Consider the following 14,331-nt stretch of genomic DNA (forward strand, 5'->3'; position numbering starts at 1 on the left):
TTTATGGGGCCTTAGAAATAGGCCAGCCGGCACCGCTAAAAGATAGGAGGGGCGTAACGCCTAACAGTTGAGGTATTACCGCCCGAGCATCTAGAAGCGACAACCGACTTAATTTAACTATAAAATAGTTTGCCTGTAATGCGAGATAAATGTTGTGAAAATGTTAACTTGATGGCGTTTGCTCGGCTAAGTGTATGAAATATCGACAGTGGGCAACAGGACTTACTATAGCCATATAAAGAGTAATGGCTTTAAGTGAGCGACTAGCTAGTCACGTTTAACTTATAACTCGCTAAGCTCTAATTTTAAGTAGCCTACGAGTAATTCGGCAAAGCCTTGGTAAAAGCCGCCTTTACTAACCTTGCGTAAGGTATCAAGCCATAGTGGCAACCAACACAGCAGGTGCTGATTAATAAAATCAGCTTGTTGCTGCGCTGGTGCTTCGCGCAAAATTAAATTGCCAAGGTAATCGAGCTGAATAGCAAGATGATCCGCTGGCTCATTAAAATTAGGGTCAACTTGCAGCCCTTGGCTTACTAGCAAGGCGCGCATTTTTTCATGCGGCTCTTGAAACATAAGCTTGTTGGCCGACAGGTAAACCGAGGCATAAGGTGGTGCACCTACTTTGCTGTCACTTAAGAACTGCTGGCAAAAGTCTGCTGCGAGTTCTAACTCTGGGTGTTTAAAGGCGCTCAACTTTGCTAAATGATTTTTAATCATGGTAACAGCCGAGCTTAGCTCGGCCGTGTCTGCTAATTGCTTAAGCAACTGTGCTCCTTCACCAGAGGTATACGAAGCAAGTTGTTGCTTATCCAGCTCTTTGGTAAAAACCGTTGCAAACCACCAATAGATGCTGGCACGAATTTCGTTCTCTTGGCTAACGCTAGCAGCGATTGTCATCTACGACATCTCCTTAGGGCCGCCAAAGGCGCTTACCGCAGGTACTTTACCGGTGAATTTCTCGTATTCAACCAAACAGGTATTTGCGCTGGTGGCTTGAGCTAATTGCGAGCTGCCAATATCCATGGTTAGGGTATTAGGATCGCCATAGGTATCGAGTGAGCCTATGGTTTCATCCACCGGGCCATACCAAGCACCTTCTTGCAGGCGGGCAACACCTTTGGCGTAGTCTTCAGACACTACTGCGCCAGCCAGCAGTTGCCCACGTTTGTTAAACACTCGAACTAAATCACCATCTTTAATACCCCGCTTCTTGGCATCTTCTGGGTTGATATACAATGGCTCGCGGCCTTGTACCGCATAGGTCGCGCGAAACTCTTCTGAGTCACACATTTGCGAGTGCAGGCGTTTGTCGGGGTGACAAGATTGCAGCCAAATGGGGAATTCTTCTGAGCCAGGGCCGCCGTGCGAGCGTTCGGCTTTTTCAAACCACATTGGGTGGCCTTGGCAATCGTCGTAGCCGTAGCGATCGATCTTGCGGCTAAATATCTCTATAAAGCCAGACGGGGTGCCTAAAGCGTTAATTTCAGGATCTTCTCTGAAATCGGCTTGGCGGGTCCAGTTTTCGCCTTTGCCAAAGTCTACCCAGCCTTCTTGCCAAAAGGTCATGAAGTCTGGCATATCAAACTTGCCTTTATTGGCCGCGGCGCACTCATCATAAAGTTGCTTCACCCACTCCATTTCGGATTTACCTTGGGTGTATTCTTTACTCTTACCAAAGCGTTGGGTGAGTAGAGTGAAAATCTCAAAATCGGTTTTAGATTGATACAGTGGGTCAACCAATTTGTGCATGGCAATAATGCCGCGGTTGCTGTAAGAACCGTAGAGATCTAAATCGTTACGCTCCCATTGGGTACACGCTGGCAATACAATATCTGAGAAGCGGCAACTGGCGGTCCAGGTAAAATCTACCGAGACCACAGTTTCTAGTTTCTGAAAGGCTTTCTTCATGCGGTTGCGATCTTGGTGATGATGCCAAGGGTTACAGCCAGAGAACACCATCATCTTGATGTCGGGTAAGGTGATTTTTGCGCCATTGGCGTTTATCACTTTACCGGGTTCCATAATCGCATCAACCCAGCGTGCTACCGGAATGGTGCTGCTATAACCTTTAAAGTCTTGGTTCATGTGGACCCGCTCATTAGGTTTATCTGGATTACGTGGGAACGCGCCAGGAGCTGCAGCACCGGTAGAAGGAACGCCAATAGAGCTATAATGGTGAGCATAAGATATACCGCCACCCGGTAAACCAATTTGTCCCAACATGGCTGCGATAACCGCGCCCATCCAATAAGGTTGCTCGCCATGTTGCTGGCGCTGAATACACCAACCAAAGATAATCTGAGTACGGTCGCTTGCCAGCAAGCGAGCAAATTCACGGATCTCTTCTGCGGGCACGCCACAAATGGCTTCGGCCCATTCTGGAGTTTTTTCTACCTTATCTTTAGATTCGCCAGTGACATAAGGAATAAAGTCTTCAAAACCTAGGGCGTAAGTATTGAGAAATTCTTTATCGTAAAGCTCTTCTTTGTAAAGGGTGTGGGCGATGGCAAGCATGAATGGCACATCGGCCTGCGGATTTACATAGCGCTGTTCACAGTCTAAGTACTTTTGGGTTTTAGTACGGACTGGGTCAACACTAATCACTCTAATTTGTTTGTTCGCCACCTTGTCCTTGAGTTGCTCTAAGTACTCGAAGGATTCGTGAGTTTCACAGGCCCAACCTACTTGCAGATTCTTCATTAAATCGGTGGCCCAAAGCACCACGGTTTTACTGTTATCGAGAATCAAAGGCCAAGAAGTACCTTGCGCATAAACCTCGGTAGTACCTAGCACATAGGGCATAATGGTTTGCCCTGCACCGGTAGAGTAATCGCCTACTTTCTTGACTGAGAAGCCATGCATGGCAACGGCGCGTTCCATGTGGTTACCGCAGGAGTGAACTTGACCGGTTTGACGCCAACCGGTTTGGCCGGCATGTAAGGCCCAAGGGCCATAGTCTTTTTGTACGCGTTCTAATTCTTGATAAAACAGGTCTAGAGCTTCGTCCCAAGTGACCCGAATAAAGCGATTATCACCGCGCTGCGAGGTATCACTTTTGTTGCGTTTTAGGTACCAATCGTAGCGCACCATTGGGTAGCGAATACGAGAAGGACTATACAAAATACCTTTAATGCCCTTGAGCATTTCGGTGGGGTATTTATCAGCTTCAAAGGGTTTTATTTGTTGCACTTTGCCTGCATACACGCGGGCACGAAACGCGCCCCAGTGTGAGCCTGAAACCTTCCAGCTTCCGACTGTTTCAGCAGCGGCAGCATCGCTAGATACTGCCAATAAACTTGGGCCGATCAAAGTACTAGCGCTGGTGGCTAAAATGCCTTTGAGAAAACCGCGACGAGTAATTGCCATGTTAATCTCCTTGTTAGTGGCCAGCGTCAGAAAAATCTGATGAATGTTTTTGAAGGTATTTCAATACCAGCGCTTGAGTATCACCGTCTAAATTCACAAACGACAACATACCGTTAAACATACCTGGCCAGGTGTTGGTGTCGAAGTGATTTTCGGCAGGCTGGGTATGACATACACTACAGGCTGTGTCATAAGTGGTTTTGGCAAACTGCCAGAGGGTATCGCGTGAGTCGGTAAGTGAACCGTTACGCATCCATAGCTCTACCGATACCTTTTGCCATGGCAAACCAGTTAAATCGTCCTCTTTGGTTTCCCCTTTTTTAAATATGCTGTCGTTTTGAGCCACTTCTTTGGTTAAGAAGCCATCGTTAATGTTCATGGCAAAGTCTTCAAACAGTACTCGACCAAAACCTTTAGTTTTGCGCCAGCCGTCTATTTCTACTTTTATGGCATCACCTTTCACTTCGATAATTTTCACTGCCGTGGCTGCATTAAGTTGGCCTGCCTCTTCATTGAGCTCTTGATTGGTGAACATTGGCAGTTGGCGCACGCTGTAGTAAGTTTCGCCTTTTTTGTAACCCGATGTCGCCATCTCTTCGAGTTTGGCTAGGGTGCCTTCGCCGGAATTCATGTTTTCTGGTAGTTCGTGGGCAATCCCTTTGTGGCAATCAATACAGCTTTGGTCGCGCTCGGCGGCCATTTTCATTTGCACTTGGGCGCGCTCAGACATGGAGGCAAAGTCCATGCTGTTGTAGTTATGGCAGTTTTTACATTCTAAAGAGTTATTGGCTGTGAATCGGTCCCATTCGTGCTGGGCTAGTTCACCACGTTTCTCTAGGAACTTTTCGCGGGTACTGATGGTGCCAAAAATTTTGCCGTACACTTCTTTCGATGCCTGCATTTTGCGAGCGATTTTGTCAGTCCAATTATGGGGTACGTGACAATCTGGGCAGGTGGCGCGTACACCTGAATTGTTTTTCCAGTGCACCGTGTCTTGCAGTTCAACATAAACGTTGTCGGCCATTTCGTGGCAGCCAATACAGAATTCTTCGGTATTGGTGGCTTCTAGTGCGGTATTAAAGCCGCCCCAGAAAATGATACCGGCAACAAATCCGCCAATAGTCAAAAAACCGAAGCTTAAATGCACACTTGGTTTGCTCACTATTGACCAAAATTTCTTCAGCATATTTTTCATGGTGGTGTCTCACATTGCTGCGAATGATTAATCGTTAAAAAGGAGGAGCTTAGTTATTAGCCGTGTCCAGGAGGGCCCATAATTAGCTGTAACATCCACACAATAAAGCCATAACCACCCACTGTTATTACTGCCAAAACAGGAAAAAGCACAACAGCGATAAATAAAAATACTTTCCATTCATCCATTCTGCTGGGGTTGTCTTCCACCACATTATTTTTAGACATGCTAAAGCGCTCCTACATTAATGCTATGTATTAAACTTAACGTAGTCTTGATAGGTAAGCTTGACCAGTTTTACGGCTGTTTTTTGTGCTTATCTGTGTCATTGAGCCACTGCAAATTAGTAGCGCTTTTTTACCGCCGCAGGCATGGCTGAGAGTTGTTGGTTTGCCAGAACATGTAAAACCTCTACTAAAGGGGTGGGGTCAAACATTTCTAACTGATTAAGAGCGTATCCGATGGCCTCTATAGTAGATAAGCCGCTATCGACAGATGTTTTTCGTATTTTGTATTGGCCTTTGGGAGCATGGTCGAAGTGAAATTGCGCTAATTGCTGCAGCCAAGGGTTAAGGTGCCACAGCTTTTTGGCTTTTCGCCAAGTGCCGTCAAGAAGCAAAATTGTGGTGGAGTCCGTTACTGGAGGGCGTATATTTGAGCTATTCATCTTATGTTCAATAGCTTGGCTAGTTTCGCTGGGATAGATGAGTAAAAATTGATCCGGGTTTAGCTCAACTTGTTGCTTTAACTCGGCAAAATCCGTCGCGGTTTCGCCTACTATTATCTTGGCATTGTCGAGAGCCAAGCAAGCAAGATGCGCAGTGCCTTTGGCGTGCTGTTGCTCGCTGGGATGTTGCAAAATAATTACCGGATGCTGATGTGAACAACTGGGGATATCTGCACATAAGCAGTGGCTTTGAGGGCGCAAGCAGCGATGGCAACGAACTCGACTCATGGATTTCTTAGGTTAATAAAGGCGTGTCAATTATAAGCGATTGTTTAGGGTAATTCACAATACTCTGCTTGTTGTTGCAGCAGCCAGCTATGGATGTCATCCGGACAATGATGTGACAAGTGCAAGTAAGTTGGCAGTTCTACCAGTAAATCTGGCCAAGCCTTTAGCTGCCCTTCAGCGAGCCGAGATTCGACACTTATTTGTGGCAAAATTGCCCAGCCTAAAGCGGCTTCTAGCGCATCCAGCAACAAGGTCTCTCCAATAAACAAATTATTTTGCTGAGGCTCGCGAATATCAAACAGCTTTAAATGGCCATCAAAGCGCTGCTGATGATTAACCAACTTAGGGTGAGCTACTTTTATCAACTTGGCTGGGCGCCAACTAAGCACTTGAGTATTGTGCTGTTGGCTTTGTGCAGAAAAGCTAAAGTGAACATGTTGCTGACTATTACCGCTGAAATGCAAATCCAGTAAGGGATCAAAGCGCTGTAATTGGTTGGCTAACAAGGTAAGCCACGGACTAGGAAACCAGGCTTGATAGCTAATGCTTAACTTGAGGCTCTTGCCTAGTTGTAAATGGCGGCAGTGGCGCTGTAGTTCGTGATAGCGGCTTACTATTAACTCAGCCTGCTCTATTAAGGCAAGTCCTGCTGAACTTAGTGGAAAAGGTGCCGCGTGTTGGTTGAACAAGCAGCAGACGAGTTGTTTTTCTAGTTGGTCAATCCGCTGTATTACCTGTATCTCGGTGCACTTAAGTTGCTCGGCACACTTTATTAAATTGCCATGTTTGGCGAGGCAAACAAAGGCTTCTAAGGCTGCTTGTTTGGCTTGTTCATCCATCATAGGCACTCAAACTTAATAGGTTTAAGCATTGCGCGACTTGGCTGTTGTGTTGACTGTTTAACCAAAGGATTTCTATTTCCAGCTTGGTCGGTGAGAAGTAATTACTTAAGTGTAATTCTATTAAGCTGCCATTACGAAAACTGGACTCCAACCAATGGCGTGGAGCGATCGCCCAGCCCATTCCTAGTACTAGCAAATCGTGCAGCATTTCGCGGTGACTCAGTTGCCAGCAATTTACGCGATTAAGTTGTAGCTCTGAGGGCAAATGGCTTAAACAGAGTTGGCGATGGCGCTGTAACTGCTCTACGCTGAGCTGCTGATGTTTACTTAAACTATGGCGAGCGGCGCAGGCCAGAGCTAAACTTAAATTACAGTAGCGGCGTGAATGAGTTTTAGGCGGTTTGCTCTGCTGAGCCACCCGCAATGCAATGTCGATATTACCGTTTACTAATTGCTGTTGGAGTTGGCCGCTAGTTAATTGCACCAATTTTAGTTGTTGCAGTGAAAGCTCGCTAATAAAGCGTGGGTAGCATTGTAACAAGTTCTGGCTAGGTACAAATTCATCCAAACCAATAAAGATTTGTTGAGGCTGTACTTTATCTACCGGGCTTTGCAGAAAGTTATCTAGTTGCTGTTGCAACTGTTTAGCGCGTTGGTAAAGTTGCTGGCCTTGTTCGTTTAAGCGGCGGTAATCGGGGTCGAATAGCGTGCAGTTTAATGATTGCTCTAAGTCAGAAAAAATCTTTCTTCTGCTGCTAGAACTGGTCATCTCTGGGTAATGGTGGCGTTGCTCATAGGCTTTAACAAACCGACTGAGCAAGCCAATATCCGTGTGCTGCATTCTCATAGGCCATGATCTTAGTATCTTTTAAGGCTAGCAGAGAATAGCTGAGCTGTTAAAACATGTAGCGAACACCTGCACTGGCCTCGAGCTTAACCTCAAAGTCGTCAACTACATACACAATCGGTTGTAGCTCGGCAAAGAAACGAAACTTATCAACTACAGTATGCGCCCCAAACACCGCTCTAGCGCCTAACTTATGCCGGTTGTTATCACTCCATTTACCGCCAAAGCCGTAATAAAAGTATTGTTGCTCAGGAAAACCAATGATTTTATCGCCACTTAAAGAGAAATCGTTAAGCCCTAGACTCATTCGAATATCATTAAATTGAGCGCTAATACCATTGTCACTGCCCACCATTACCCCAAGCTCGGGATTGGCATTACTCGAAAGTGCTACCAAACAAAGTGCGCTAGCAATAAATACTGTAATTTTCATTTTTACCTCTAATATTGAATACTCAGGATTCTATAGTCAGCTATTTGCAAGATAAACTACTGTTTAGTGGCTTTATCGACAGCTTGGTGGTGATATCGTGACGGGCTAAGCTAATTTGATCAATTGCTGCGAAATAGTGCTTGTTGAGGGGGTAAATGCATGCTAAATGTAAGCTAAGTGGTTGTTTCCAATTGTTGGTCGACTACTTTACGAAGTTGTTGAGAGTGATTTTCTTTGGCTCTTCAGCTTCTAAGCGCTAGCTATTTTTAGTCGTAAGGAGTGCTTATGAGAACAGAACAAGCGTTCGCCAATACCGGCTTGCTAAGCCGTTACTTAGCAGAAAGAGAACAGTTTTTAAAAGGAGCATGCTGCTTTGTTCCTGACTCACACTTAAGCCTTAAAGAGCAGCAACACAGTGCCTTACAACACGCCTATCAACAATCTTGGATTAGCATTTCTGAACTTCAACACTGGTCACAACAACTAGACTTGTGATTAGCCAATGTGCTCAACTCGTTGCGCGAAGGTTTCAGCGAGTTGTGAGCCGGTAATTCAAAATAGGCGATCGGTAGTTTGATCGCCGCAAGCTGCTGACGTAAAAACAGATTCAGCTGCTGCTTACTTAGCTTTTGTTCTGCGTTAATAAACGCCACCGGACATTGGCCGTATTCATTGTTTTGTTGTGCCACTACCACCGCCTGATTGATCATTGGGTGTTGCAATAATGCCAGCTCTATTTCTTCCGGTTGAATGTTTTCACCGGCGCAAATAAACATATTATTGCTACGCCCTAGTGTGTGTAAGTGCGCACCTTCAATTAACCCTCTATCCCCGCTGTTAAACCAGCCGTCAGGTTCACAGGCTTTTAAAATTTCGCCGTTTTTCCAGTAACCCAAGAACAAGGTTTTACCGCGTAGGTAAATCTCGTCTTGATGTATCTTGGCGCGGCGATGCGGCAAAATTTGATAAGCACTTTGGCCTAAGCGGTGATGGCGGGTAGCGATTTGCGAGCTCATTTCACTGCTGCCATAGGAGCTATAAACTTGAAAGCCGCGGCTAATGGCTTCTTCCAATAAACTGTCGTTACAAGCTGCGCCACCAATTAAGATGTGTTTGAGCTTAAGGCTATGCGCCCAAAATCTTGCTTGGGTGAGTAGCCGATAAAGTTGAGTAGGCACCAATGATACATGGGTGGTGTTGCTACCCAGTAAATCCGGAAATACTCGCCCTTTGTTTTGTGCCACAACGATGCGCGCACCAGCTAACAAGCAGCGCCATACAATGGCTTGGCCGCCAATATGGTAAAGCGGTAAAGATAATAACCATTGGTCTTGGTGCTTGAGAGGGATCATCGCTTGCGAGCCCTGAGCACTGTAGTAGTGATTTCGCCAGCAGTGCACCACAGCTTTAGGCGGGCCACTGCTGCCGGAGGTAAACACCATACTGATTGGGGCTTCGCTGTCGAGCTCAATACCGGCAGAGCAGCTAAGCTCTTGGTGCGGGTTAAACTCTACTCGCTTCGCGTGCTGTAAGCTGTAATCTAAATCACTCCAATAAAACTGACAGTCTACGGTTTCACTTAAAGCCTGTAATTGCGGGAGCGGGTGATGATGATTAAGTGGGCAAAAGATATAGGCTAGCTCCAAGCTAGCTAGCTGCAACAGCAGCATACGCAGTGGATCTTCGCCAAAACAGCACACTCTTGAGCCTTGTGTTACGCCTTGCAGACGCAACTGTTCAGCCGTGGCTTTTACCATGACATAAAGCTGCTGATAGCTAAGCTGCTGTTGGCCAATGCTCAGGGCAATATGTTCTGGGCGAAGTTGGCTTTGCAGTTGCAGTGCGTGGGTAGACAAAGAATGGGCGCTCATAGCAGCATTATGCCGCAAATTGTGAAGCTTGTCGCCGCTGGCAAATATCGCCAGCGGCGCAGTTTTTGTGGGGCTTATGCAAGCAGTGCAGTTACACCAAAGGCACCAGCGAAACCAGCAATAGTGCGAGTGATTTTTTGGCCGTAAGTCGATTTTTGCACAGCTTTACCTAGCAAGTAACCGCCGCTAATAAGGGCAATTGAGCTAGCAATAAAGCCTGCAAAGAATAGCTTCATGTCTGCGCCAGCAGGCACTTCGTTACCATGGGCTGCACCGTGTAAGGCTGCCACTAAACATACTGCTAAACCCGCTAGGCTAGCCGCTTTTGGCAATACCTTAGCCACTAATACCGCCATAACCAGTAGAGAAATAGCTAAGCCTGTCTCTAACATTGGTGGTACAAAACCCATGCTGGCAACAACCGCTGCCACAATCAACGCAAATACACTTTGCGCCAAGCTCAACTTAAGTTTGCCAGTTTGGCTAGCTAATAAACCAATTAGGCTTAAGGCAATTAGATGGTCAAGGCCAGTAAGTGGGTGTAACAAGCCTTCACTTAAGCCATGGTGATGTCCTTCGTGGGCAAAGCTGGGCAAGCTAATGAGTAGGCCTGCAGCCAAAGTAAGTAGTCTTTTCATGGTAGGTTCCTTGTAATTTAAAACTAGTTGGCAGTAGCAGGGCTAGATTCTTCTAGCATGCCTTGCTCAATAATAAAGTTGATAATGGTTTGTAAGCCTTCGCTGGTTTTAAGGTTACTAAATACAAATGGGCGTTCGCCGCGCATTTTTTTAGCGTCGCGATCCATGACTTCTAGCGAGGCACCAACGTGTGGGGCTAAATCGGTTTTATTGATGATCAATAAGTCAGATTTGGTAATGCCTGGGCCACCTTTACGGGGGATTTTGTCTCCGGCACTTACGTCGATTACGTAAAGGGTTAAATCACTTAACTCGGGACTAAAAGTGGCACTTAGGTTATCGCCGCCGCTTTCTACTAGCACTAAATCTAAGCCTTGATGACGGCGATTAAGCTCGGCAATCGCCGCTAGGTTCATCGACGCATCTTCGCGAATGGCGGTGTGTGGGCAGCCGCCAGTTTCTACACCTAAAATGCGGTCTTCAGCGAGGGCATCGTTGCGCAGCAAAAATTGGGCATCTTCTTTGGTATAGATGTCGTTGGTCACAACCGCTAGGTTGAAACGGTCTTTTAGTTCGCGACATAGCGCTGTAAGTAAGGCTGTTTTGCCTGAGCCAACCGGGCCGCCGACACCTACACGTAAGGTTTGTTTTATGCTCATTATAGTTCCTCTTTTTTGTGGCTACGCTAAGAGCGAAACAGCCGACAATATTGGGTTTCGTGAAGGGCGCTAGCCAAGCTTAAGGCTGGTAACGACCCGCTAATTTGTTCTAAAGGTAGAGTGAGTCCCGATTCACGTGCCGGTGGCAGTAGTGGCAGTAACTCACTCAATAATTTTTGGCAGGCAGTTTGCCCAAGCGGTAGGGTTTTACCGGCTACCGCTAATTGGTTTTCTAGCCAAGTCCATAGGTAGCCATCGGCTAATTCATCAAGCGCTACTTGCCAATGCACACCTGCCAAAGCGAACATGCTAGTCCAGCTCATCGATTCTTGGCTGAGCGGGGCGGTAATTGCCTCATCGAGTTGGCTAAGCAAGGTACGTAAGGCGTTACCCATTTGCACATCTTCTAGCTCCAACTCAAGGGTTTCTCGGCTGGCAATAAGTTCTAAATTTAGGCTCTCAAACTTAGCAAAGTCTTGCGCTTTGCAGGCTTGATAAAGTGCCGCCAGCATCGGAATGTCGAGGCAGGCTAGCCCTGCCTCTAAACAACCGCTAATCCAGCTTTTTAGCTGCTGAGGGTTATTCACCCAGCCGTTTTCGATGGCGTATTCCAAACCCTGCGAATAGGCAAAACCACCTACCGGTAAGCTGGGGCTAACCAAACGCATTAGCTGAAGTTGCGCCATGCTAGTCATTAGTGGCTATGTCCTGGCAAGTGGCTGTGATAAGCACCGGTTTCTGGGTCAAAAGGCCCTTGGTGCTGTTCTACTCGTAGCCCGTAAAGCTCCACTAAGTCTTGCAATACGTGGTCGGGTTGAAAGCGCACCCAACCTTCGCCTATTTGCAGCGGTGTATGGCGGTTGCCTAAGTGGTAGCACACCTTGGCGAACATTAGTGGGTCATCGCTATAGGCGGTGGTTACCAACTCGTCGGCACTTTTAATCTCAACCACTTCGCCATTGTCGGCTTCGAGCTTTTGACCATTTTGCAGCACTTGGCCACGCTCAAGGAAAAAGCCGATATCTTGTTTGGCTTCGGTTTGCGCCTTAATGCGGGCTTTTTTACGCAATTCGTAACTCAATACCACTTGGTGATGCACCGGGCCGTGATAGTGATGGAGGGTTTGATACACCTTTAACATTCATTCTCTCCTTAAAATAAAAAGTAACGCTGAGCGAGTGGTAGCTCGGCAGCGGGTTCACATTCAAGCAATTGGCCATCGGCACGTACTTCATAGGTTTGCGAGTCCACTTCCATGTGCGGTTGGTAGTGGTTGTGCACCATGTCTTGCTTTTTAATGCTGCGGGTATTTTTACAAGCCACAAGGCGACTAGTGAGGCCTAAGGTTTCATCAATTTTTGCATCTAAAGCCGCTTGGCTTACAAAGGTGACGCGGGTTTCGCTCATCGCCTTGCCGTAAGCGCCAAACATTGGGCGGTAATGTACTGGCTGTGGCGTAGGGATCGACGCATTTGGGTCGCCCATTGGTGCGGCAGCAATCGCGCCCCCTTTAATAATTAACGAGGGTTTAGCGCCAAAAAAGGCAGGCTTCCACAATACTAAATCTGCCAGTTTACCCACTTCAACCGAGCCTACTTCATGGGCAATACCGTGGGTTATGGCCGGGTTAATGGTGTATTTGGCAATGTAACGTTTAGCACGGAAGTTATCGCAGCCAATTTCTTTATCTTCTGGCAATAAACCGCGTTGCACTTTCATTTTGTGGGCGGTTTGCCAAGTACGGGTGATTACTTCGCCTACTCGGCCCATGGCTTGCGAATCTGAGGCGATCATCGAAAATGCGCCTAAATCGTGCAAGATGTCTTCGGCGGCGATGGTTTCTTTACGGATCCGCGAATCAGCAAAAGCCACGTCTTCAGGAATAGCCGGATCAAGGTGGTGACATACCATTAGCATGTCTAAGTGCTCGTCTACGGTGTTAATGGTGTAGGGGCGAGTTGGGTTGGTAGACGATGGCAACACATTATCTAAACCACAGGCGGTAATAATGTCGGGAGCGTGGCCGCCGCCTGCGCCTTCGGTGTGGTAAGTATGAATGACTCGGCCTTTAAAGGCAGCGATAGTATCTTCTACAAAACCTGATTCATTTAAGGTGTCGGTATGAATGGCCACTTGCACGTCGTAGTTTTCGGCAACGGTTAAACAGTTGTCGATAGACATCGGAGTAGTGCCCCAATCTTCGTGCAGTTTTAAGCCCATGGCGCCGGCCATTAGTTGTTCTTCTAATGGACGCGGTAGGCTAGCGTTGCCCTTGCCTAAAAAGCCTAGGTTCATTGGGAAACAATCTGCCGACTGCAGCATTTTGCCTAAGTGAAAGGCGCCAGGGGTACAGGTAGTTGCATTGGTTCCGGTTGCGGGGCCGGTGCCACCCCCTAACATGGTGGTAGTGCCCGACATTAAGGCTTCTTCAATTTGCTGTGGGCAAATATAGTGAATGTGTGAGTCGACCCCGCCGGCAGTCACAATTTGGCCTTCACCGGCAATTACCTCGGTACCGGCACCAATCTCGATATCAATGTTGTCTTGAATATCGGGATTACCCGCTTTACCAATGGCTTGAATACGACCGTCTTTAAGTGCGATGTCGGCCTTTACAATACCCCAGTGATCCAAAATAAGGGCGTTGGTAATCACGGTATCTGGCACCATGGCACAGCTAGCTTGGCTTTGCCCCATGCCATCACGAATTACTTTACCACCACCAAATTTTACTTCGCTGCCGTATTGGGCGTAGTCTTTTTCAACTTGAATGATTAGCTCGGTATCGCCAAGGCGTACTTTGTCACCCACGGTTGGGCCAAACATTTCGGCATAGGCGCGTTTATCCATTTTGCTCATGCTTGTTCCTCGTCACTTAGTTTGCCCATTACTTCCCCTCTAAAGCCGTATACTTCGCGCCTGCCGCTTAAGGCAACCAGTTCTACGCGGCGGCTTTGGCCTGGCTCAAAACGTACTGCGGTGCCGGCGGCAATATTAAGACGAAAACCTAAAGCGGCTTTACGGTCAAAATGCAGGGCTGGGTTGGTTTCGGCGAAGTGGTAGTGCGAGCCTACTTGCACTGGGCGATCGCCACTGTTGGCAACATCTATGGTCACTGTGGCTAAACCTTGGTTTAGCTCAATGTCACCATCATCAATGATTAGTTCTCCGGGTATCATTTGCTGTTCCTCTACTCGTTGCCTAAGGGATTGGGTTATGCACGGTGACCAGTTTGGTGCCATCGGGGAAGGTGGCTTCCACCTGTACTTCGTGCACCATTTCAGCAATGCCATCCATTACGTCGTCACGGCTTAGCAAGGTGCGTCCCCAGCTCATTAGTTCGGCAACACTGCGCCCTTCACGCGCGCCTTCTACGATGCTGGCCGAGAGATAAGCCACGGTTTCGGGGTAGTTCAGTTTTAGCCCTTTGTTTTTACGTCGCTCGGCGACCAAAAAGGCGGTGAACAGCAATAACTTGTCTTTCTCTCTTGGGGTTAATTCCATGTCTGCCTCGTAGTATTA

Annotated in this window: 17 protein-coding genes; 1 reads left to right on the top strand and 16 read right to left on the bottom strand. The window is 47.3% G+C overall.

Features of this window, described 5'->3' with window-relative positions; genetic code table 11:
* Positions 1–282: 282 nt before the first annotated feature.
* The 8 genes from torD to K5L93_RS11245 all read right to left on the bottom strand — a co-directional run bounded on the left by torD (position 283) and on the right by K5L93_RS11245 (position 7,641).
* Positions 283–900 (bottom strand): molecular chaperone TorD, encoded by a 618-nt coding sequence (gene torD, locus K5L93_RS11210; protein WP_220719918.1) that lies wholly within the window; start codon positions 898–900, stop codon positions 283–285.
* Entirely contained in the window at positions 901–3,369 is a 2,469-nt protein-coding gene (gene torA / locus K5L93_RS11215; RefSeq protein WP_220719919.1) for a trimethylamine-N-oxide reductase TorA, read from the bottom strand.
* Between the two features lie 13 nt (positions 3,370–3,382).
* Positions 3,383–4,564 (bottom strand): pentaheme c-type cytochrome TorC, encoded by a 1,182-nt coding sequence (gene torC / locus K5L93_RS11220; protein ID WP_220719920.1) that lies wholly within the window; start codon positions 4,562–4,564, stop codon positions 3,383–3,385.
* A 56-nt stretch (positions 4,565–4,620) separates the two neighbouring features.
* Positions 4,621–4,791, bottom strand: a complete 171-nt coding sequence (gene torE / locus K5L93_RS11225) for a trimethylamine N-oxide reductase system protein TorE (protein WP_220719921.1) — start codon at positions 4,789–4,791, stop codon at positions 4,621–4,623.
* Positions 4,792–4,907: 116 nt separating this feature from the next.
* Positions 4,908–5,519, bottom strand: coding sequence for a tRNA-uridine aminocarboxypropyltransferase (locus tag K5L93_RS11230; RefSeq protein ID WP_220719922.1), 612 nt, complete (start codon positions 5,517–5,519; stop codon positions 4,908–4,910).
* Positions 5,520–5,563: 44 nt separating this feature from the next.
* On the bottom strand, positions 5,564–6,361 hold the full coding sequence (locus tag K5L93_RS11235; protein WP_220719923.1) for a LysR family transcriptional regulator: 798 nt from the start codon (positions 6,359–6,361) through the stop codon (positions 5,564–5,566).
* Entirely contained in the window at positions 6,351–7,208 is an 858-nt protein-coding gene (locus tag K5L93_RS11240) for a LysR family transcriptional regulator (protein WP_220719924.1), read from the bottom strand. The genes K5L93_RS11235 and K5L93_RS11240 overlap by 11 nt, the downstream gene beginning before the upstream one ends.
* A 49-nt stretch (positions 7,209–7,257) precedes the next feature.
* Positions 7,258–7,641, bottom strand: coding sequence for a hypothetical protein (locus tag K5L93_RS11245; RefSeq protein ID WP_220719925.1), 384 nt, complete (start codon positions 7,639–7,641; stop codon positions 7,258–7,260).
* Between the two features lie 285 nt (positions 7,642–7,926).
* Here K5L93_RS11245 and K5L93_RS11250 point away from each other — a divergent pair, with 285 nt between their 5' ends.
* Positions 7,927–8,136, top strand: a complete 210-nt coding sequence (locus K5L93_RS11250) for a hypothetical protein (protein ID WP_220719926.1) — start codon at positions 7,927–7,929, stop codon at positions 8,134–8,136.
* On the opposite strand, the gene menE is transcribed toward K5L93_RS11250, so the two are convergent.
* The 8 genes from menE to ureA form a co-directional block, all read right to left on the bottom strand.
* Positions 8,106–9,512, bottom strand: a complete 1,407-nt coding sequence (menE, locus tag K5L93_RS11255) for an o-succinylbenzoate--CoA ligase (RefSeq protein ID WP_220719927.1) — start codon at positions 9,510–9,512, stop codon at positions 8,106–8,108. The genes K5L93_RS11250 and menE overlap by 31 nt on opposite strands.
* Positions 9,513–9,586: 74 nt before the next feature.
* Positions 9,587–10,150 (bottom strand): HupE/UreJ family protein, encoded by a 564-nt coding sequence (locus K5L93_RS11260; protein WP_220719928.1) that lies wholly within the window; start codon positions 10,148–10,150, stop codon positions 9,587–9,589.
* A 23-nt stretch (positions 10,151–10,173) separates the two neighbouring features.
* Entirely contained in the window at positions 10,174–10,809 is a 636-nt protein-coding gene (gene ureG / locus K5L93_RS11265) for an urease accessory protein UreG (protein WP_152782974.1), read from the bottom strand.
* Between the two features lie 26 nt (positions 10,810–10,835).
* Positions 10,836–11,504, bottom strand: a complete 669-nt coding sequence (locus tag K5L93_RS11270; RefSeq protein ID WP_220719929.1) for an urease accessory protein UreF — start codon at positions 11,502–11,504, stop codon at positions 10,836–10,838.
* Positions 11,504–11,950, bottom strand: coding sequence for an urease accessory protein UreE (gene ureE / locus K5L93_RS11275; RefSeq protein WP_220719930.1), 447 nt, complete (start codon positions 11,948–11,950; stop codon positions 11,504–11,506). Before ureE ends, K5L93_RS11270 begins: the two co-directional genes overlap by 1 nt.
* An 11-nt stretch (positions 11,951–11,961) precedes the next feature.
* Complete coding sequence (gene ureC, locus K5L93_RS11280; RefSeq protein WP_220719931.1) at positions 11,962–13,668, bottom strand: urease subunit alpha; 1,707 nt, start codon at positions 13,666–13,668, stop codon at positions 11,962–11,964.
* Complete coding sequence (locus tag K5L93_RS11285) at positions 13,665–13,988, bottom strand: urease subunit beta (protein ID WP_220719932.1); 324 nt, start codon at positions 13,986–13,988, stop codon at positions 13,665–13,667. The genes ureC and K5L93_RS11285 overlap by 4 nt, the downstream gene beginning before the upstream one ends.
* A 22-nt stretch (positions 13,989–14,010) precedes the next feature.
* Positions 14,011–14,313, bottom strand: coding sequence for an urease subunit gamma (gene ureA, locus K5L93_RS11290; protein WP_016403121.1), 303 nt, complete (start codon positions 14,311–14,313; stop codon positions 14,011–14,013).
* Between the last annotated feature and the right edge of the window lie 18 nt (positions 14,314–14,331).

The organism is Agarivorans litoreus (assembly GCF_019649015.1).
Classification (GTDB): Bacteria; Pseudomonadota; Gammaproteobacteria; order Enterobacterales; family Celerinatantimonadaceae; genus Agarivorans; species Agarivorans litoreus.

Bases quoted from the DNA above. Each gene is read 5' to 3' on its own strand.
- K5L93_RS11260 (WP_220719928.1), bottom strand. From the start codon at position 10,150: ATGAAAAGACTACTTACTTTGGCTGCAGGCCTACTCATTAGCTTGCCC.
- K5L93_RS11250 (WP_220719926.1), top strand. From the start codon at position 7,927: ATGAGAACAGAACAAGCGTTCGCCAATACCGGCTTGCTAAGCCGTTAC.
- menE (WP_220719927.1), bottom strand. From the start codon at position 9,512: ATGAGCGCCCATTCTTTGTCTACCCACGCACTGCAACTGCAAAGCCAA.
- torE (WP_220719921.1), bottom strand. From the start codon at position 4,791: ATGTCTAAAAATAATGTGGTGGAAGACAACCCCAGCAGAATGGATGAA.
- ureC (WP_220719931.1), bottom strand. From the start codon at position 13,668: ATGAGCAAAATGGATAAACGCGCCTATGCCGAAATGTTTGGCCCAACC.
- torA (WP_220719919.1), bottom strand. From the start codon at position 3,369: ATGGCAATTACTCGTCGCGGTTTTCTCAAAGGCATTTTAGCCACCAGC.
- ureG (WP_152782974.1), bottom strand. From the start codon at position 10,809: ATGAGCATAAAACAAACCTTACGTGTAGGTGTCGGCGGCCCGGTTGGC.
- torC (WP_220719920.1), bottom strand. From the start codon at position 4,564: ATGAAAAATATGCTGAAGAAATTTTGGTCAATAGTGAGCAAACCAAGT.
- K5L93_RS11270 (WP_220719929.1), bottom strand. From the start codon at position 11,504: ATGACTAGCATGGCGCAACTTCAGCTAATGCGTTTGGTTAGCCCCAGC.
- K5L93_RS11240 (WP_220719924.1), bottom strand. From the start codon at position 7,208: ATGAGAATGCAGCACACGGATATTGGCTTGCTCAGTCGGTTTGTTAAA.
- K5L93_RS11230 (WP_220719922.1), bottom strand. From the start codon at position 5,519: ATGAGTCGAGTTCGTTGCCATCGCTGCTTGCGCCCTCAAAGCCACTGC.
- torD (WP_220719918.1), bottom strand. From the start codon at position 900: ATGACAATCGCTGCTAGCGTTAGCCAAGAGAACGAAATTCGTGCCAGC.
- ureE (WP_220719930.1), bottom strand. From the start codon at position 11,950: ATGTTAAAGGTGTATCAAACCCTCCATCACTATCACGGCCCGGTGCAT.
- K5L93_RS11245 (WP_220719925.1), bottom strand. From the start codon at position 7,641: ATGAAAATTACAGTATTTATTGCTAGCGCACTTTGTTTGGTAGCACTT.
- K5L93_RS11235 (WP_220719923.1), bottom strand. From the start codon at position 6,361: ATGATGGATGAACAAGCCAAACAAGCAGCCTTAGAAGCCTTTGTTTGC.
- ureA (WP_016403121.1), bottom strand. From the start codon at position 14,313: ATGGAATTAACCCCAAGAGAGAAAGACAAGTTATTGCTGTTCACCGCC.
- K5L93_RS11285 (WP_220719932.1), bottom strand. From the start codon at position 13,988: ATGATACCCGGAGAACTAATCATTGATGATGGTGACATTGAGCTAAAC.